Source organism: Duganella fentianensis (genome assembly GCF_009857835.1).
GTDB lineage: Bacteria > Pseudomonadota > Gammaproteobacteria > Burkholderiales > Burkholderiaceae_D > Rugamonas > Rugamonas fentianensis.
This window is the reverse complement of sequence record NZ_WWCL01000002.1, coordinates 1,193,432-1,212,896: the sequence shown is the minus strand read 5'-3', so window position 1 is coordinate 1,212,896 and position 19,465 is coordinate 1,193,432. Positions and strand designations below refer to the sequence as shown.

The window sequence follows — 19,465 nt, the reverse complement described above, 5'->3', positions numbered from 1 at the left end:
AACGCCGCTGAGTGGTTCCGTCTTGTTCTTTTCGTCATGCCTTTGCTCCTAAAATCCGGCCTTGCGGCCGCTATTGTGAAGCAAGGCATCCACTTATCCTACTGTCCGAAAAACCGGAACCGCTTCTGTCAACCTCAGTACCGCTTGCCCCGGGAAGGTTGTTAAGCTTTAAGCTAACGTCCCGGACCAACGAAAGTATCTCGCTGCTTTCCTCGCTGATTTTCAGAATTGTGCCGCCAGGATAGTTCGGAATAAAGCTTTTACCTACCGTGGGGTGCACACGGATGTGGCCGCAGATGTCGCCCCAAAATGCAACTGAGACAGTGAATTTTCCGCTCGCTCTCCTGGACGTACTTAACTCATGAACCTGGCGAACAATTTCAGCTTCGCTTGCCGTGGTAGTTGCGAATAAAAGATGGCCGATTTGAAGGTTTGCATCATCCGCTTTTTGCACATCCCCCTGGACGGTCGCTATTGTGAACTTTGTCTTGGTGTAGTGTTTGCACTGGATACCTACGTTGCGGGTTCCATCAAAAGCTAGGATGTCTACGCCAAACTGACTTTGCCCAGACCGTCCGACCCGCATGCAGCCAGGGTCATTCCAGACCAAGCTGTACAGCTGATGACACATAGCCTCAAAGTCATCGCTCGATTCAGGTGTGGCGAAGGTATTGTTGCCAGCCATCTTGGTTCTTCAATCCGTTGTTAAGGTTTCATAGTGTATAGAGATTTTACCCTGACTGGAGGTCGACCTTTTTTGTCTTCCGGTCTTCGACCGTTTCGTCGCTTGATACGGAAGCGCTCCTTCCGAGAGACGTCCTGCTTCATGTTTTTCGGGTGTTGACATCTAAAAATATGCACCATGGAGCTGTTCTTATTGTAATATTTTACAACTAAAGATTCAATTTCAATTAACTGGTGAACTACTTCGCAAAAAAATCTATATGGTCGCTAAAATTATTGAAGATATCCCAACTGACAGAGACAGTTTTAATTCGCACGAACCAATAGCAAATGCCATTTGGTCTTTGATGACGACTTCGGAGGGGGGGAAGTCCATTGGGCTGGATGGCGCTTGGGGGAGCGGAAAGTCGTCTATTATCAAGATTCTCGAAAAGAAAATTTCAGAGGAGAGCTCCGTCACATTTATTTATAAGTTCGATGCGTGGACTCATCAAGGGGAACCACTCAGGCGTGCATTCGTAAATGGGCTTTTCGATTCGGTTTTGAATACGTCAGAGCTGTTAACGGAGCATTTAGATAAATTACGGCGGCGAGTGAGGAAGGGGAAAAGCGCTGACGAGGTTGATTCCTATAAAAAACAGGAAAACAAATTAGAAGAGAAGCTTGATAAGCTTAAAAACAACTTAGCAACTGATGAGTTAATTGAGATTAAGGAAAGATATTCAAAGAAGTCAAAAGTTGTTGAGAAATTTAATTTTCCAAAAATAGATAGATTTGGGCGTTGGTTAATTTTTATTGGATTACTGATTCCTGTTGGACTTGCTTTGGTTTCCTCTGGATTGGTGCCTAATCAGTCAGCGGAAATGCAGAACGGGAAATTATATGCCGGAGCCGGTATTCTTTTCTTACCGTTCGTTTCCATATTTCTTAATTATGTACGCGTGTATTGGAATACCTGCGGTTCATTGCCGTCTGAGAGAGAGCGCGAATTAGACAAGATTTGGACTGTATTTCAACAAAAAACATACCTCCGAGAGGTCACCACGACGGTTGAAGACCACGAACCAACTACGATTGAATTTCAGAAGCAATTTAAAGATTTCCTCAGCTCTGCTTTAGCTTATGAAAACTTTAAAATTGTTATTGTTTTGGATAATTTCGACAGACTTCCTGCTGGCGAAGTTGAAGAAGTATGGGCAGTTTTGCGTTCGTTTGTGGACAATTCTGAATTTTCTGGATTTGAATGGTTTAAAAGGTTTTGGGTTGTCATCCCTTGTGCCTCTTCTGGTATCACGTTGAATCAGGATGGCGCTATGGAAGGGGCCGCGCCTCATATACCAACCGGCTTTTTGGATAAGGTCATTCAGGTTAGTTTTGCGGTTCCCTATCCTACAATATCTGATTTTAAGAGTTATTTACGTGATAATTTAATTTTAGCCTTTGGGGATGAGGTTTCCCCGGAGACTGTTCATAATATATTTATTCTTATATCTCAAGAGTTGTCAAGTCAAGTTGAGGTAACTCCAAGAATAATTATAAGTATTATTAATAATATGGTTTCTACGGCGTTGCAATGGCCGACTTTATGTTTAGAATCACATGCTCTATTCTCAATATTGAGGAGAAAATATGACCTCCAAAGTATGGGAATGGAGCTGATGACTAGCAACTTAGGAATTGAAAAATATCCGGGAATTCTTGGTGAGGAAATATCCAGTGACCTTGCAGTGTTAATTTACAATGTGGAAAGAGAAAAGGCGATACAAAAGCTATATGTTCCCTTGATTGACCAAGCAATGAACGACAGGAAAGGATTTGAAAAGCTGAGAGAATTTGGAAGAAAAATTGGCTTCCTTGATGTTCTCGCATCCAACTTATCGAAGGGTCTTTCGCAAAGTCATTCGGACCCCGCGAAACTGCTTCTTAATATTAACAATTTGATTTGTAGCGGTTTAATTTCTGAGGAAGGGTTTACTTCTGGACGAAAATACGGAGAGCAAAGAGAACAGATGGTTCAGGATATATACAATTCACTCAATTCCGTCACTTTGCTTTCATTGCAAGAGGCAGGCGTTGTGAATGTAATTTTGACTTTGGTAAATGATTTAAAAAGAGAAAACCATAGAGAAGCATTTCTTGGGCTATTGAAAAAAACAAGGGATGCTTACTCGCAGAATAATTCCCTGTGGTTCAACGGCCATGTTGGCGGTCCCAAAGAAATCGTCTTCAATGTGAACGTTTTGCGAAATAGTAAGCAAGTTGAGGCTTACATAGGTGAAGTATTTCTTGATGGCCTTTCTATTCCTGGCCCTGTTGAGGAATGGGTTCGTATCTGCGATGAAATTGAACAAGGGGGAATGAGCTGTACTGGACTCAAGCCTGCTCCACGACAACTTGATATATGGAATTATCTGGCTGACGAGAAGTATCGTAATTGGCCGGTGAGGCCGTTTATTTCCGCTTATCGAGCGCTAGTTCACAATTCTCTAGAAGTGCCCTTGAGGGTTGTAGAAAATTTTATAGCTCGCGTTAAAGACCGGACGCAGCTTCCAGTTGAGCAGGTAGCTTTTACTCTTCCATTTTTATATGAAGTGGCGGCCACTTCGGAGGAGGTAAAGAAAAGAATTGCGTCAATAGATAACAATGTTTTGTATTTTTATCTTGGTACGCTTCGTTCGAAATTCCCGAATAACCCAGAGGACAATGATAACTTTGTAATTGATTCTAAGGATATGCTGTATTCGTTGGCGGGAAATATAATTTTCCTTTGGATTTATCTCGGTTGTCAAAGATATACAAATAATGATTCGATTATTGCTTCGGGGAACACTTTTTTGACTGAGCTATTTAACGACGAGCAGATTTATCCAATTTTGGTAAATAATATTCTTCCATTCGTAAAATTGAACGGTTGGTTGGATTGGCAAGAAAATCTAAAAAAATCCGCTTCAAAATACGCGGGCAGCGTTTATTTTGTAGAAAAAAAATTCATCAGCTTTTTGATGCCTATCCTAGAATCCTAACTTGAATATGACTCTTTAGGAGTATGCTATGCGCCTTCCGGCGCATAGCATTGGTATCTTAAGGTACCCCGAAATTTTTTTCTTGAAAAGATTGCGCGCCAGCAAGTGTGATATGGTATTTGTAAGCTTTACTTACTGCTGTTAGCCGTACAGCAAGGCATCGTAGCTGCGCCCTGGGGCAACCGCCATTCTCCAGCGCTGGGATACCTCTGAGCGTGAGGAGTAGGCGAGTGACAATTCACAGGCCCATACAGGAATAAGTGGTGAAAAATCTCTCCAAAATTAACATTTGAATAGAATTGTCAAATTTTGAATTTCCGTATGGATTTTTTTTGACCGGCTCGCTTAAAATTGTGTATCCAATAGTCACGAAGCGAGTCCAAAATGCCTTATCAAGCTCCAATTCAACGTACTGCTCCCACTGCATTCTTGTTCCTAGTTGACCAGTCCGGCTCGATGGGGGACCGCATGGCAGGCATGGAGAAGACCAAAGCTCAGTTCGTCGCTGACGTGCTCAACAGGACTTTCATGAACTTGGTAACGCGCTGTACCAAAGCTGATGGGGTTCGTGATTACTTCGATATCGGCGTGATTGGTTACGGGGACGGCGGCGCACAGAACAGCCTTCACGGTGCTTTGAGTCACCAGATTCTGAATCCAATTTCCGCCATTGAGGCTAATCCGCTGCGGGTAGAAGACCGAAAGCGTAAGGTTGACGACGGCGCTGGAGGCATCATTGAGCAATCCATCAAGTTCCCTGTTTGGTTTGAGCCTCGTGCTAACGGTGGCACGCCTATGTGCGAAGCCATTCAACGCGCCGGCATTGAACTCGCGGCTTGGTGTGACAGTCACCCCGACAGTTATCCACCTACTGTCCTCCACGTGACTGACGGGGAATCGACCGATGGAGACCCTGAGCAGCTGGCCGAGACGCTTCGTCAGTTTGCTACCAATGACGGCAATGTCTTGCTGTTGAATCTGCATGTCAGCGCTCAACCAGGTAATCCCATTTCGTTCCCAGCTGGCGAAGGTGTACTGCCAGACCAGTATGCGAAGCTGCTGTTCCGCATGTCTAGCGCTCTGCCTGCTCACTTAGTAAAGGCCGTCCAGGATAAAGGGAATGCTATTTCTACTGAAGCTCGCGGCTATGTGTTCAACGCGGAAGCTGGAGAAATTGTGGACTTCTTCGACATCGGTACAAGGGCCTCGCAGCTGCGCTAGGTCCTGTGAAACTTCGTCTTGATTATCACGCCTCGATTCCGAAGGACTTGGGGGCCCCGGACTTGAACGAGGACGCGTGGTCCGTTGATGAGCGGACCACGCATATCGCGCTGTCTGATGGTGCGTCGGAGTCGTACGACTCGAAGCGATGGGCGCAGCTCTTGGTTCAGCGCTATGCTGACGACCCGTGTACTACTGAGGGCTGGCTCCTGAAGGACTGGGTGATGGACGCGGTGGCAGCCTATGAAAACGGAATCGATTTTGATGCGCTCTCTTGGTCCAAACAGTTAGCGTTCGAAAGGGGAAGCTTTGCGACCTTGCTCACCCTAGAACTTGCTGAAAATGGTAATGAGGTTGAGGTCCTATCTATCGGAGATTGCCTTGCTGTTCATTATCGGCAGGGCGCAGTTGTTTTCAGCTACCCCTTCACTTCGCCCGAAGAGTTTGAGGAACGCCCGCAGTTGCTTTCGACCCTCAGGCTCGAAAATGCTTTCTTGGCCGATTCAGATTTTTTTAAACAGCACACGAGCAAAACATGGCATGTCGAGCCGGGGGACATCATCTATTTGGCAACAGATGCTGTAGGGCAGTGGTTGCTTCGCGAAGCCAGTGCTGATGTCAGTTCTTTCGATTCGATACAAGCAGTCACCACAGAGGCTGAATTTGCCGAGCTCGTTTTAAACCTTCGGGCAGAGCGTCGCATAAAACTGGACGACTCTACAATCCTTAGATTGGTCGTCGAAAACGACTAGAAACAAATGACGTACCCTAGCATTGAACAGTATCAGGAGCTTGTACAGAGTCCTCAGGTTGTATTCACTGACCCGGCACTAGCTGCGGGGCGCGTTCGTGCATCCGGTTTAGGTACACCGATAGTTGTTTCGGGTGGCTTCGCGTTAACCTATGCGCTAGAGGCTAGTGGGACGAAGTACGCCGTTCGTTGCTTCCACCGGGATGCCCCCAATCTCGAAAAAAGATATGCAGCTATATCTCAGTGCCTGTCTGGCTTACGCTCCTCCTATTTCGTTCAGTTCGAATATCAAGCGAAGGGGCTGAGAGCGAATGGAGCTCTGCATCCTCTTGTAAAGATGACTTGGGCCTCTGGTGTCACGCTCGGGGAGTTCGTTGAAGACAACTATAACAACCCGGCTGCTTTAGGCAACTTGGTAAATTCGCTGAGTGAGATGGAAGCCTACTTAGCCCTGAACAATCTTGCGCATGGAGATATCCAGGAAGGGAATCTCATGGTTGCGGACCAGGGCAAGAAGCTTCAGCTAATCGATTACGACGGGATGTTCGTGCCTGCGTTGGCCTCTCTTGGTGGTTCCGAATTAGGACATCGTGATTATCAGCATCCTGGACGTGCAGCAAAGCATTACGACTCGACGCTCGACAGGTTCTCCCTGATATCAATCAATCTTGCACTTCGGGCGCTCGTCGCCCAGCCCAATCTTTGGTTCTCGTCGCAAAGTGGGGCGGGAGTCATTGTGTTTAGGGCTAATGATTTTTCTGCGCCCACTGCATCCAAAATTCTTGCAGAGATTGGGAAAATCCCCAGCCTTGCTAGAGACGTAAAAAATTTCATCGCAATCTGCGCGGGCCGATTCGAGCAGGTCCCACGCTTGCCTGATTTCTTGGCTGCGAAGAGTATTCCTGCGTTTGATGTCTTGAAGCAGCGCGCTGGCTCGATACAGCTGCGGCAGGGATATATAAGCCAGTACCCAGTTCTTGACGGCGCAAGATATGACCTGTTTGAACAGCACATCGGCGACATGGTTGAGCTTGTCGGTCGAGTGGTTGAGGTGCGAAATGCGTTTACCAAACACGGGAAGCCTTACATCTTCGTGAACTTCGGCGACTGGCGAACACGAAGCGTAAAAATCGCGTTGTGGAGTGAGGCGCTATCTACGGGAAATCGAAAGCCGAGCTCAGAGTGGATTGGTCGTTGGGTCGCCATTCGTGGTTTGGTAGAGCCAGTGTATCGTGGCCAAAAAAAGTCCCGGTATGAAAGCATCACGATAACTGCTACATCGTTGAGCCAGCTAGTGCTCATCACAGCAGACGAGGCACAATATCGGTTAAACCCAATAGCAGCCCAACCGCGTACTGAGCAACCATCGAACGCGGACGCGTTACAACGATTAATTGGGAGCGCATCGAGACCAGGGGAGACTCCGTCTGTTCGTTCACAAGGCTCACAAGGTGGAGCACGCCCTGTTCAGCAAAAGCCTTTAACCCCCAACCAGCAGGCATTAGCGCGCATGCAGCAGCAAGCGGGCGGAAGCGCAAAGCCAGTCACGATGCAGCCTTCGTCGCAGCCAAGGCAGCAAGTAGCTGTATCTGCGCCGTCGTCTCAAAAGAGGCCACCTATGAATTATCCGCAGCCTAATGAGGCCATTCGCCCTCGCACAAGTTATAGCAGTGTGCCGCAAGGAGGTCTCGTCTCGCGCATTCTTCGCGCCATCCAAAAGCTGTTCAGCTGAACCATGTGCGCCTGTTGGAAAGAGCTGGCGCACCGAAAATTAAAACACTTACTGTGAACTCCACGATAAACCAGCCGCTGCCGCCGTTTTATGTGCCCGACCCTGAGATACCTGAGGTACTCGACCTTGAACACGGCACTTATCATAGCTTGGCCGAGATTGTAGGGACTGATTACGCCAAAGCAGTTCAGTTACGGATGGACATTAAGGCTGCACAGCTGGTAGACAAGCCCCTCTTTGCTTGTGCCGAATGCGGTGTTCCAGTTAGTCTATTATCTCGAAAGGACACTAGGAGATTCTTCTTTAAGCATACCGTTGAGGACGGTAGGTGTTCAGCCATTACCCGTGGCGAACTCACGCAAGAGGAAATCACAGCCCGGAAGTACAACGGTGCCAAAGAAAGCCGCCTGCATTTGCGAATGAAAGAGCTGGTGCGGCGCTCCTTGCTGGCTGATGCACATTTCAGCGAGGTCGAAGTTGAGAGCACATGGAAGGGGCTAAGTGGCACTTGGCGAAAGCCAGATGTTCAATCGCTGTACACGGCCGATGATGGGACGTCCGTGCGAGTTGCTTTTGAAATCCAGTTATCGACCACCTTTTTAGACGTAATTGCGGAAAGGCGGCAGTTCTACACGGGGGAAAATGGGCTGCTCTTTTGGGTTTTTGCAGAGTTCAACGACAGTGGAAGAAAATTAACTCAGGACGACGTCTTCTATAACAATAACCAAAACGCTTTCCTTATGAACGAGGACATAGCGCAGCTATCGATTTCTACCAAGTCGCTGCATTTCGAATGTGCTTGGGCTGAGCCGCTCTCCGCAACGACTGTGGGGCCTCTGAAGAGGCAGAGCGTCTCATTTGAAGACCTTACCTTTGACCTAAAAAGGCAGCAGGTATTCTATTTTGACTTTGCTACTGCCTTAGCCCAGTTAGCCCAACAAGAATCGGCGCTATTGCAAGTCGCACGAGAGAATTTTGAGGCGGCTTGGATTGCCCACGATGACTATGAGCGCCCGATTTCTGAGATTTGGCAGGAGTTCTATCGTGGTGTCCGTGCCTCTGGAATTCGTCTTCCTAATTACCCTAAGGACCCGTATCACATTCTGGTCAGTGCACTCTACACCGCGAAGCATGGGAAGGTAATCGGCTGGAGATTCAATCGTGTGGTTGAGGTCGCACACCGCATAGCAGGTGGACATCCTCAATATTTACGAATCTTTCGTCTTGCCCTAAAGGTCTATGGCCGCACTGAGCAAATCCGAGCAGAGGACAAGTCGGGTAAATGGGCGGAAAGGATGCGCAAGAGCCAAGATGCGTTACGCTCCAGGGAACCTCAGTATGAACATGATTCGCAGTATGACGAAGCTATCTCAATTTTGTTTCCTGAACTCTTTACGAAAATGCCCTACTAAACGGTGACTCATTAGCTGACGTCCGCTGTTAAGCTTTTTTTGATGGAGCGCGTCGAGAGCCTATATCCCTGTCGTTTAAGACTCGCACGATGACAGGAAAGCCAACGCCGTTTTTGTGCAGAAACGCAGCAGCCTTCCGTTTTCCTCCAGACTCAACCATGGCTATGCCCTGGTTGACCAGCTCTGCGGTTGGAACGTCATGACGGGCCTCGCGTGTCACGGTGCCCAGCGTCGGGTGCTCAGTGCTCATTGTTGCCTCCGGGGCCAATAGAGTATGAGTTCTAGCCTATCCTTAAAGCCTGGCAGGCGACGCGAGATAGGTCAATGCTCGGCTACCGAGCATGAGCTTTTGCGTGGATATTACGTTTGGATGCACAATTCTGGAGAACGACGGAGCAGAGACGGTTGATAACAGGACAGCAGGGGCGGGGCTACGGTCGGTAGAATTAGCGTGACAACGGAAGACCGCGAAGTGCAACCTTCCGCCGGAAGAATACAAAGTCAGTCTTTGATGCGGAATTGTTCTTTATCCCTACCTTCTAACCACTTCGGCGCACGCCCTCGGCCCGTCCATTGTTCTCCAGTTTCTGGATTACGGAACTGAACTGGAACAGGTTGCCGAACCTTTTGAGGCTTCGACTTTCCTAAGGAGCCAAGGTCAGCAAGAGTGAGCCCAAACTCTTTCATGATGCCAGCAATTTGTGCTTTTGCATTGGCCAGCTCTTCATGGCGGGCGGCGTCGGCTTTCTTCTGAAGTTCAGCAATTTGAGCTTGTATTTCGAGATACGATGACATATGTTCTCCAAGGAATGACCAAGATAATTTAGCATAGCAGGGGCGAAGGGGCTATGGCAACACTGATTCCTACCTGATATTTTCCAGGATACTTTTAAAATAGGCAGGATACTGCGCAATGGATGCAGCAATGACGGGGCGATGCGTTTTAAAAGCGGTTGACGCATATTGTTCGCTGTAACCAGACCCACGTAATGCTTCGGCTACATCAATTGCAATTACCCTATCTGCTAATCCTGCATCGAAAACAGATATCGACAGGCGGTCTTTAAGGCCATACTTAAGTGACTTTTGGAAAAACTGCAAAACAGTGGCTTCTTCGCTTGCTAGATTACTTCCAAAAAGAAATTGTGAAACAGCGGATACAATCAAGGAGCACTCAAAGCATAACTGCTTTTCTAAAAACTCCATAACATCTTGTTCGGTCAGCTTTCTCGTTCCCTCACCCCATGGACGAGTACCTCCCATTAGCTTGGCATTCTCTAGAATTGCGGAATATGGTGAAGAATTAATCCATAACTTTGCGAGTAAATAGGGAACATCAGGAGGAAGAACAGAATGGAAAAACATACTGTCCAAGATTGCCTGGAAGAGAGGCCAGATAGCCTTCAGCCATTCGTCGTTAGTCTGGATGCCAAGCAAAGACTCCCTATTCAGTTCAACCCATTCTTCAACAGTGCGCGCGTCAGCCACGCCTAGCAAGGTCTTTGCATAGATGTGCTGCTTGTCCTGTCGTGGTGCTACCCCATCAACGTAAATTGCTACAGTTCGGAACAATATTTGTAACTGCTCCTTCTGTTCGTCCGTCGCTATTGAGAAGGCCAATGTGGATTCTGCCAAGGATGCAGCGTGGCTCTGAAACTCATCCTGAGTGTCAAACCCGCGATTTGACATCAAATAACTTTCGAGAGCTTTCTGAAGTTGACGTTTTCTCTTAATCTGTTTAATTAACCACTCCGCCGTAAATCCTCGAACCTCACGTACCTTTTGATGGGCCCAATGACTAATTTGCTCATCCGTAGCAACAAGTAACTGCGCCAAATCAGAGAACGACATCGGAAGGATAAGCTTCTTAGTCTCATCGGGAATCGGGGCGATTATGCTCAGTAAAGAGCTTGATGTGTCCTCAGACTTCTCCGGAGCTAGAAGATTGGCTGACATATCAAATTGCCATTTTTTGGATGTCGTATCATCAATGACCGACGAATCCGCAAAAATTACCAAGCCCTCGGTATGCATCCCTGCGCGGCCTGCGCGACCGATAAGATTGAGAAAATCTCGAGTTTTAATTTGTTCTCCCGCCTGATAAATACTTGAGACAATTAAGTATCTAATCGGCAAGTTGACTCCTTGAGCAAGGGTGGAGGTGCAAATCACGAATTTCAGCAAGCTCTTCTGCATGCCATATTCAACTGCTAAACGAACTCCATGTGGCGTATTGCCATGATGAACGAAGCAGCCCAATTCTGCGGCCTTAAACAGGTAAGACGTTTCGCCAAAATGCTTGCCAAGCAATGATGTCATGGCCAAAATTTCATTTTGGTCAGAAAAGGTATTTGGGGCGGCCTTCTGGTACTGTCGCGAGTAAACCTCAACTATTCGTTTGGCCATGCCTTCCGCAGTATCTTTTTTTCCGCAAAAAACTGCTACAGCACCCTGCGGGACTAGTGAGATTCCCAAGTACAAGGAGACATCCTTAGCTGCGTCTTTCCCCTTTTCAGGAAATTTCCGCTCTTTTTCTCTCGGTTTTTTAAGCAAGACCTGCTGCTCAATGACCCTCGGCACAAAATAGTCATACTTGTCTCGGCGTACTGGCCTTTCATCAAAGAAGCGGAGCTGGCCTGCACTTTCTAACCAGGACGCGAATGCTATAGACCTGGCCGTTGGGAAAAGCGTAGTGCCATCCACCACCACAGCACCATCCCCAATCAGCCAATTTGCCACAGGAGCAGCATTTTTAATCACGGCAGAGATGAGAATGGTTTGCACATTGCTTGGAAGGATAGCTTTAAGTTCAGTCAGCAGTAGTTCATACACGATGCCGCGAGAGCCAGAGTCAAACTGGTGGCCCTCGTCGTAGGCCACCAAGCCAATTTGCTGGGAAAGAGCAGGCTGCTGCCTCAGCACGTATAGCAATTTTTCCGGCGTGAGAACCAGGATGTATTTTGTGGAAGGTGCCGTACCCCCAAATATTTCAGCTATCTCCGCCATGAAGTCCATTTGCAGGGCATCGCTAAGTTCATCGACTTTCACGTCATCAGATGCAAATGATTCGCGCAACGAGCCGCCTACTTCATGGCATAAAGCTCGAAAGGGGACGACAACAACCGCCAGCTTTGCACGACCAGACAGAAAGGCACTCCGCAAAATGATTTCCAGAGAGCGGGTTTTGCCTGCGCTGGTCGGCATTTGTACCAAGCCTGAGACACCGTTATAGATGCCGTTTATGCCTAGCAAAACCTGAGACGGCCAAAGCTCTTTTGGAAAGTGCGGATGTTGCAATGCCGTGGCCCATAGCGGCGCGGGTAAGCCCGTGTAACGAGGAAGCAATTCCCAGGAAGAGGCCTCTACGCGCATTGCCGCGACAGCCACGACCAGGTCAGTGAACAGTAGATTTCTTGGTGTTCCCCATTGGTAGACGGTTTTCCGAAGCGATGAGAACGACTTGTGCAAAGTACGAGCGTCTGGAAGTCCAAAAATAAAATGATTCGAAATCTCCGAAGCAAGGGCGTTAATCTTCTCAGAAAATGCACCGACGCCTGTTAAGGGCTCCGTCCACTTCGCATTCAACAACCAGCGCAGAAAATTTTCAACGCTATCATCTTCCGCAGTACTCACAAGTCTTTTTGCAAGAACAAAACTGCTGCCGGGGCGCTCCGCAAGATAGTAGGCAGCGGAGGCAAGTAAAAGAACATCCTGTGAAGGAGCGTCATCAAACCTAGACGCGAGATAGGCGTCAAAGAATTTTGCGGAGAACTGAAGCTCCTCGCCTGGAGAAATCTCGGCGTCAGGGGAATTTGCTATCTCGGCTGCGTAGTCGCCAAGGATGCCCACAGTCAGCAAAAATAACGAAGCCGGTTCGACTCCATCGGGGATTGCGATATGGTGAGATTCGTCAATCCCAAACTCATACATCTTCCCCTTTGAGCGCGTTATCTTCAAAACATTTTGGCTTCGATACTCAGGCTTCATCAGCAGCTCGCTTGTAAATAGCGTTAGCCAAGGCCATCAGGCCCGAGCCTTTAATGACAATCAACTGAAGGTCTTTTCGGTTTATGTGATTTGCCACAGTTGAAGACTTTAATTTTTTCTCGTCGAACGCAGTGGTTGAAAGCATTGCTGCTGCTCCGGATTTATATATAAACGGCCGGTCATCCTTGTTTTGAAAGCGAGCAATTAAATCAATTTTCTCGTCGTCGTTACCTTTGATGAATCGACGTTTCGCGGCATTTAATGAAATGGCTGTGCGCAAATAGTCCTTATGGGAATGGTCAATTGCTTCTTGAAGCTTTGAGTTATATGCAGTTTCCGATAGCTGAGCTTTTACCTCAAAAGTTAATAACTCATCATTTTTGTCTGCTTCGCCTGGATTTAAAACTTTAAACCCAAGAATATCCACTCCTTTTGCTGACTCGTTTCGGCTTTCTTTTTCGCTGTACTTACCACGAGGAACCCAATAACCAAGTACGTACTCGACGTAGTCGGAGATGAGTAGTTCCGCGAAATCGCCTGCGCGAATAGAGGGGCCAGGCTTGACCTTCTCATCTGGAAAGGCAAAGTCTAAAAGGTACTGGGAACGACTAAGCCCTGTGCCATCTCTTAAAGCATCTATATCGGAATCAAGGCAGTAGTTTTGCCGAAACTGCGCGGCCCACTCTTTGAGACACGGGTCGTCACTAGGAGGAACCGTAAGCTCCCAGATTGGGACAGACTGCCCTTCATCGGTTTGGACAACTTTGCCCGTATTTGTAAGAAGTTTTAAGTACGTTGGGGGGCTCATCTTTGAACGCGCTATAGGCGGGCTGACATATCTACCGTGCTATTCTACAAGTGTCGTTACCAAAACGGAAAAATTTGTTTACTTGCAAAATGATATTAAATTTGTTTAGACCGTGGAGTTGAGGAATTTACAAATTGGAATATTTGACTGAGAAACTAGACGTCAATAGTTCAGTCCGTTGGAAGGGAAACCAACATCACAAAAAGTTTTTTGCTTGTTCTTGGGGAGCCCGAGACCGCAGGTTCATAAATACGACCAGCGTAAACGTAGGGCAGCCATAGTTGGCGGCATAGCTTGCCTTCCTATAGGCTATCTTGAGCGTAAGTCACTAGCGCGGTCGAATTCCGCGATGTCAGAAAATCTGCCAGGCGTTGTGGGCAATGTCCCATCGTCGTCTCGGCCGATACGACGACGGTCGTACCTGATGTTCAAGGATGTTAGGTACACCTCGAGCTCATCGCTGTCTGCAATAAACGCATCAAGGAGCCAGGAAAAGCGGCGCGGCCAAACAAGTACGGGGCGCTGGAAAATCCAGCACAAGAGCGCATAGCCGAGAGCGTAATCGTAGAGGGAATCGATGAGTCGCTTCATGTATCAATATCCACTATGAGATGGCAAGCTGCTTCTTCAGTACCTCCCGAGCATGGCGCAGTTGGACTAACAAAAATCCTGCCCCGGCTTCGCAGAGAACCGTATTTTCCTCAAGATGCGAGTCGCGCAAAGACTGGCCGCTCACCAAATCGTCGATGACCAAAAACGGTACTGGCGACAGCAGCGCATGGGTATCGAGCCACGCGTCAATTTCGACCAGGCGGTAGCTGTCATCGTCACGCGGCGTACACCAATGTTCGTGCAATGCGTCCGCCAAAAAGCTGAGCCCTGTATGTCGGAACACCTCGCAAAGCTGCGCCTGGGTCAAATCCTGCGTCCAGCTTGAACTAATCACGTAGGCTGGTTCGAATTCTTGGTGCAGCTGGCGCAGGCTTTCGACAGCTGTAGAGTGAAAAATCTGCTGCCACACCTGGTTTGCCTCGACGGTAGAGTCGCCCGCTAGTGCCGCCGACACTTCACGGGTGTTGAAAGTTCGATGCACGCACAGCACATCGTCTATGTCGAGAAATACCACTGGCTGTTGATGGTTTAAGGAGTTGAGCATTTCATTTCTCCAGGGCTTATGGGGCTCCAAGTCGCAACTCCAGAACCTTGGCATCGGCTTCCGTCAGTCCTGTAGCCGGATTAATGGCGAGCAGGTTTTTGCAGAACGGACGGAACAGATGAGGCTGGTCGTCAATCGCAACCCACGACTCCCATACGCGGCCTGTAGTCCGGAGCCAAGACTCAATTTCAGCTTGTCGCACGTAAGCCCCGAAGTCTTCATCGCTTTGCACTTCGCGCCATGCGGGCGTCAAATCGATAATGCGCGGCGCGATGTCTGCACTGAAGAGCGACTGGAGCTCGAGTAACGAGCGCTTTTCGCGCCAGGTTGAACTGACCACAACCTGCACGGCCGGTCTGCGGCGGAGCACGTCTTCGAGAACAGGTAGCTTGCAAAGCAGCGCGCTATCACCGTACGTAATGTCCGGATGGAGAACGCCATCAAAATCGAGAAATAAAATCATCGACTCACTTTTCCGCTATAAGTTACAGAGGTTACGCAGCCGGTTCATAATCCATGCTTGCTCCGCTGGCGTGAAGGGCCAATGTCCACTCTCAGCTTTGCTGGCCAGGCCCTGGCGAATGCGTTCCAGGTTCTGCTCAGCCGTCCAGTCGGGATTTTCAACTTGCTTACGAAGGAAGTAGGCCCGGAGCTGGCCAACAATGTCATCTGCCGCTTCAAACCGTGCCTGCAACTCTTCTTCACTGACCCTGAGTGGTCCGTAAGTACCGTCGGCACTTTTTTTCAGTAGGAGTTTGGGCTGTGTACCGCCAATAGAACCCAGCACTTCTTCGCGTGGGAAATCGGCTGGAATTTCATTGCGACGCAGCGAATCAGTCTGCATGGTCACTCCTTTGGGTTAGGGGCTAACTAGCGGAAGCGTTAAGCTGGCTGTACTGTTCGACTGCTTCAGCATTGCAGTAGACGCTTGCTCAAGCATCTGCGCGGAGGTCGCGCTAGCAGTTTCACTGGCGTAGTCAGTGTCCAAAATTCGCCCCGTCGCGTTCTGGGTATTCGCGGATTCGTTGGCAAGGTTGGCGTACACGTGCTCAAGACGATTCGAGATGGCACCTAACGCGCTCCCCACAGCGCTCCAAATGTCTATAGCTTGCGCGGTGTCGTCGATAGTTTGACTCGCGTTTTGCGTTAAGACGGTCTGGAGTTCGGTGGTTCCCCATTTAAGACCCAGAGGGGTTTGCCCCACGACAGGGCGCAAGTCCACCGTCATCGTATCGCTCGACGATTCACCAATCTGAAGGTTGAACGGAGACCAAAGCTTCGCGTTGTACTGAGGAGCCCTTGTAATGAACAAGTCCTCTCCAGCCCATTGAAGTCCCAGCTGGTTCCAGACCTCATCGTACTGCGCGGCGAACTCGCTTTGTAACGCCGCTTTATCTTCCTGGGTTGAGGAACCATCGGCGGCTTGAATCGCGAGGTCATGCATTCTACTGTACAGCGAGATGATATTCTGAACAGTCCCCTCGACCGTCTGCATCATCGAAATGCCGTTCTGCGTGTTTCGCATCGCGACTGCTATACCACTGGATTGGGCCTTAAGCCGCGTGGCGATTTGAAGGCCTGCCGCGTCATCCATCGCCGAATTGACGCGATAGCCGGTGGAAAGCCGAGCCTGCGCCAAAGCAGCTGCACGACCGGCGCGGTCAGCAGCGCTAATAGCAGACATCGCAGCAGAGTTTGTGCGCAAGCTCAGCATACGTAGTCTCCTGCGTCAGATTGCTTTCACCGGCACGCCATCAACGACACTCGGCAGACGGCCAGGGCCTGGGTACGTGCAGTTGACGATGGTGTTATCGCCATCATCGACGGGCGTGTTGACGACAGGCTTAGATAGGTCACAGACGAGCGCAATAAGATGGGCATTGAAGCTGGGCGAGGCACGGCGGAGCGTCATGGGGCTGCCGACAGCGCATGTGTAATACTGATTCGAATTGTTGTGGCCAGCGGTGACGAGCAATGCGTCACGCGATGGTGACAGCTCAGTGCGGCACTGGTTGAGCGTACCCGCAGATGCCAACGAAACAGGCGGGGCTGCCGGGACACTTGGTTTTGGCGTTACCTGTGGTGTCGCAGGTGCGTTGGTCTGCATTGCGCGAGCGAATTGTCCGACTTGCTCCGTTGTGCATGCCGTCAATGCCGCCGACGCGATAGCGATGCTGAGAATTGCTTTTTTCATGTGAGTGTTCCTGTGTGCTTAGATTTTCGGAACGGCCTTGAAGGTCGTTACATCGATGCGATTGCCATCGACTTTCTGCGACAGGTCGTTTTCGAGCTCTACACCAGTGTTCGCATCGAAGTTCCCGCGAGTGAACTGCTCCGAGCACGCTTTGTAATCAGTGGCGCTCTCCTTGCAAAGCACACTGGTGACGAAAAACAAACCGTCAGGATTCGAGCGGGCAGCAACGAGGTCGCCGGTCGTGCCCCAGAAGCTTGCGGAAAACTTTCCGGGGAAGTCGATGAGTGGCACATCCGTTTTCAGCACAACAGCGGTCGTACGCCGCGCAATAAATCCGGGAATATTCCAGGTAGTGATGCCGGTGTAGCCCGCGATGGAACTCGTGAACTCCGATTCGGACATTGCGGGTGCGGCTCCCAGGTGCCATTTTTCCGCACTTGCTAAATATGATTTCTTGTAGAAGTCAGACATAGCAGCTGGGTCTACTTCACGCAGGCTTCCGACGTGGCCGATAGTGATGACTCCCGGCTTTACATCGCTTGCCACTGCTTTTTCAGCAGTGGCCTTGGCAGTTGACGAACGAGCGTTTTGCTCGAGATGCCCCTTCATTTTTTCAAACTCTTCATTCGATGCGGGGCCAGCGCCAGGCAGCCTGTAGCCATCTTCGCCAGGTCCCCTGGTGGTAGAGCAAGCCGAGAGAGCCAGCGCGGCAGTAGCGATTACGACAGCAGTAGTGATACGCACAAAAAAGACCTTTCTGTTGTTAGGAAAATTGGAGAGCTGGCTCGGCGGTCAGGCAGCGACGAATTGTTCCCAGTCGCGGGCATGGACAAGCGCTTTGCTTTTAATTGAGCCGCACGACGCCAGACGGAAGCGGCGGCTAAATGCGTCAAAGGCTTCTAGGGCATATGATGGAATTTGCTCGCGAAGTACGTAGCGAATGCCTGATGTGTCAATAACTACATCGACAGGCTGGGTGGCGGGCATGGTCCGCATGTCGATGTTGACAGGTTGAATTGCACGAACTGCTTTAAATGCTGCGGCAAGGGCGTTCCCATTAAAGAAATCCAAATCGAAGCGCGTGGCGGAAAGGGTGGGGGTGTACTGCCTCAGCACAAATCGGTTCCACTGGTCCCGTCGGATAAGGTCGAGGGATACAAGCTCGACCCCCGTTTCTCCTCGGGCGTCGAAGCCCGCGACGGACAATTTGATTTGCTGGACGGACCCTTTGAGCAGCGCGCAGGGCATCTTTGAAGCTTGTTCGACCTGGAGCACGTGCATGGCGCGTAATAACAAGGCTTCGGGACTCTCACTCCACGGCTTGTAGCCCTCCAGCCACGCTACGCACACGGGCGATAGGCTGTTGTCCTTGTCACCGACGCGGTAGGTCACGCGCATGCGACCGGCATTGCCCACGGCGAGTGCTTCAACTTCAAGACGTACCGACTGCTGTAGCAATACTTCTGGAAATGAAAATAAGAAATCTGCAATAAACATAGCCAAATGTCCCAGTCGAAATAAGTACTCGTAACGTAATGAACGGGCAAAGCGGGGCCCTGAGGTGCAAAATCCTCAATCAACAATGTTCGGTGTCGTTCATGCGCCAGATGCAAGGCGTTTCGCCTTGGAAATGGATTGTAATTATTAGTCTATGAAATGTAAACAATGGAGTCGCAAAACGTGGAGCTTTATATCGTCTGGAAAATGCATTAAGGTTGCGGCACCCTCAACGGGACATGAGACCGTTGCCACAAAACCTGAGAATCGAATTTTCTGCCTACATTCGGTCAGCGCGTCAGGCTCAAGGTCTAACTATTCAAGAAATGGCGGCTCAAATGGGGATTCACCGGGCCCGGTTGGGGCAGCTAGAGCGCGCTGTGCACAACGTGACTTTTGAGACAATGGATGTCTTGGTCGCGCACTCGGTTTTTTCGGCGGGGCCGTTGCCGCCTTATTCACAGACCATTGCAGAGCGAGTCAGTCAAGCAAGAGCTGGTCGCTTCAGCCAAGAGCGCCTTTCTGAGCGTGCGGGTTTGTCGGTGAATTTCGTGAACACCCTGGAGAGAGGTCAGGCAAACTCATCCATCGACCAAATAGAAGCCCTTGCCGTGGCGCTTGGAATTGACGGACTGGACCTTATCGCTGTTTAAGTGATGGGACGCCCGTCCTGATACGCTTCGGTTTAGGGAAGGCTGAGCTTCCAAAATCGATGAATTGGCTTATTTTTGCTGCCAATGTCTCCAGGGCAGGACTTTAATGTCGAGGCCCACCCCCAGGGCAGAACTATGTGTTCAAGGCAGGCCTTTTTGTATCCCTTTCGGGCTTTCGACCTATCTTCTTAAAGCTTTGCTATTCAACGGGGCGAAGGTGCTTCGCTTCCTCCGCTCGTAAAGACACAATTGTCGTGGTGGTGTCGATGCTTGAAAAATCAAACACTTAACGTCCCAGGCGTATCGGTTTTTGGGTTGAGTGCAGGTGGGAACGTAGTTCTTAGGGC

General features: G+C 49.5%; 18 protein-coding genes. 6 read left to right on the top strand and 12 right to left on the bottom strand.

The features are described 5' to 3' along the window. Nucleotides 1-70 precede the first annotated feature (70 nt). Nucleotides 71-685 carry a restriction endonuclease gene (locus tag GTP23_RS13180; protein ID WP_161035537.1) on the bottom strand — a complete coding sequence of 205 codons (615 nt, stop codon included), beginning with the start codon at nt 683-685 and terminating at the stop codon, nt 71-73. Nucleotides 686-944: 259 nt separating this feature from the next. Here GTP23_RS13180 and GTP23_RS13175 point away from each other — a divergent pair, with 259 nt between their 5' ends. From GTP23_RS13175 to GTP23_RS13155, 5 genes are all read left to right on the top strand, one after another. Beyond that, nucleotides 945-3,707 (top strand): P-loop NTPase fold protein, encoded by a 2,763-nt coding sequence (locus tag GTP23_RS13175; RefSeq protein WP_161035536.1) that lies wholly within the window; start codon nt 945-947, stop codon nt 3,705-3,707. Nucleotides 3,708-4,091: 384 nt separating this feature from the next. Then, nucleotides 4,092-4,928 carry a vWA domain-containing protein gene (locus GTP23_RS13170; RefSeq protein WP_161035535.1) on the top strand — a complete coding sequence of 279 codons (837 nt, stop codon included), beginning with the start codon at nt 4,092-4,094 and terminating at the stop codon, nt 4,926-4,928. 5 nt (nt 4,929-4,933) lie between these two features. Further along, nucleotides 4,934-5,680, top strand: a complete 747-nt coding sequence (locus GTP23_RS13165) for a PP2C family serine/threonine-protein phosphatase (RefSeq protein ID WP_161035534.1) — start codon at nt 4,934-4,936, stop codon at nt 5,678-5,680. Nucleotides 5,681-5,686: 6 nt separating this feature from the next. Continuing rightward, nucleotides 5,687-7,411 carry a hypothetical protein gene (locus GTP23_RS13160; protein ID WP_161035533.1) on the top strand — a complete coding sequence of 575 codons (1,725 nt, stop codon included), beginning with the start codon at nt 5,687-5,689 and terminating at the stop codon, nt 7,409-7,411. Between the two features lie 5 nt (nt 7,412-7,416). Further along, on the top strand, nt 7,417-8,823 hold the full coding sequence (locus tag GTP23_RS13155) for a DUF6035 family protein (protein ID WP_161035532.1): 1,407 nt from the start codon (nt 7,417-7,419) through the stop codon (nt 8,821-8,823). 28 nt (nt 8,824-8,851) lie between these two features. On the opposite strand, the gene GTP23_RS13150 is transcribed toward GTP23_RS13155, so the two are convergent. From GTP23_RS13150 to GTP23_RS13100, 11 genes are all read right to left on the bottom strand, one after another. Then, complete coding sequence (locus GTP23_RS13150; RefSeq protein ID WP_161035531.1) at nt 8,852-9,073, bottom strand: hypothetical protein; 222 nt, start codon at nt 9,071-9,073, stop codon at nt 8,852-8,854. A 251-nt stretch (nt 9,074-9,324) separates the two neighbouring features. Next, the gene (locus GTP23_RS13145; RefSeq protein WP_161035530.1) at nt 9,325-9,618 is read right to left on the bottom strand and encodes an H-NS histone family protein; all 294 of its coding nucleotides are present in this window, start codon (nt 9,616-9,618) and stop codon (nt 9,325-9,327) included. Between the two features lie 69 nt (nt 9,619-9,687). After that, nucleotides 9,688-12,810 carry a DEAD/DEAH box helicase gene (locus GTP23_RS13140; RefSeq protein WP_161035529.1) on the bottom strand — a complete coding sequence of 1,041 codons (3,123 nt, stop codon included), beginning with the start codon at nt 12,808-12,810 and terminating at the stop codon, nt 9,688-9,690. Then, complete coding sequence (locus tag GTP23_RS13135; protein ID WP_161035528.1) at nt 12,800-13,618, bottom strand: Hachiman antiphage defense system protein HamA; 819 nt, start codon at nt 13,616-13,618, stop codon at nt 12,800-12,802. The genes GTP23_RS13140 and GTP23_RS13135 overlap by 11 nt, the downstream gene beginning before the upstream one ends. Before the next feature lie 604 nt (nt 13,619-14,222). After that, entirely contained in the window at nt 14,223-14,774 is a 552-nt protein-coding gene (locus GTP23_RS13130) for an HAD domain-containing protein (RefSeq protein WP_161035527.1), read from the bottom strand. Between the two features lie 16 nt (nt 14,775-14,790). Next, a complete protein-coding gene (locus tag GTP23_RS13125; RefSeq protein ID WP_161035526.1) occupies nt 14,791-15,237 on the bottom strand; it encodes an HAD domain-containing protein in 447 nt (148 codons plus the stop codon). A gap of 15 nt (nt 15,238-15,252) precedes the next feature. Next, nucleotides 15,253-15,618, bottom strand: coding sequence for a hypothetical protein (locus tag GTP23_RS13120; RefSeq protein ID WP_161035525.1), 366 nt, complete (start codon nt 15,616-15,618; stop codon nt 15,253-15,255). Between the two features lie 15 nt (nt 15,619-15,633). Next, the gene (locus tag GTP23_RS13115) at nt 15,634-16,488 is read right to left on the bottom strand and encodes a flagellin N-terminal helical domain-containing protein (protein WP_161035524.1); all 855 of its coding nucleotides are present in this window, start codon (nt 16,486-16,488) and stop codon (nt 15,634-15,636) included. A 15-nt stretch (nt 16,489-16,503) separates the two neighbouring features. Then, entirely contained in the window at nt 16,504-16,968 is a 465-nt protein-coding gene (locus GTP23_RS13110; RefSeq protein WP_161035523.1) for a hypothetical protein, read from the bottom strand. 18 nt (nt 16,969-16,986) lie between these two features. Next, nucleotides 16,987-17,712: a hypothetical protein gene (locus GTP23_RS13105; protein WP_161035522.1), complete on the bottom strand. Its 726-nt coding sequence runs from the start codon at nt 17,710-17,712 to the stop codon at nt 16,987-16,989. Between the two features lie 48 nt (nt 17,713-17,760). Further along, nucleotides 17,761-18,465: a hypothetical protein gene (locus GTP23_RS13100; protein ID WP_161035521.1), complete on the bottom strand. Its 705-nt coding sequence runs from the start codon at nt 18,463-18,465 to the stop codon at nt 17,761-17,763. Between the two features lie 239 nt (nt 18,466-18,704). On the opposite strand from GTP23_RS13100, the gene GTP23_RS13095 reads away from it, so the two are divergent. After that, the gene (locus tag GTP23_RS13095; protein WP_161035520.1) at nt 18,705-19,118 is read left to right on the top strand and encodes a helix-turn-helix domain-containing protein; all 414 of its coding nucleotides are present in this window, start codon (nt 18,705-18,707) and stop codon (nt 19,116-19,118) included. Nucleotides 19,119-19,465 lie beyond the last annotated feature (347 nt).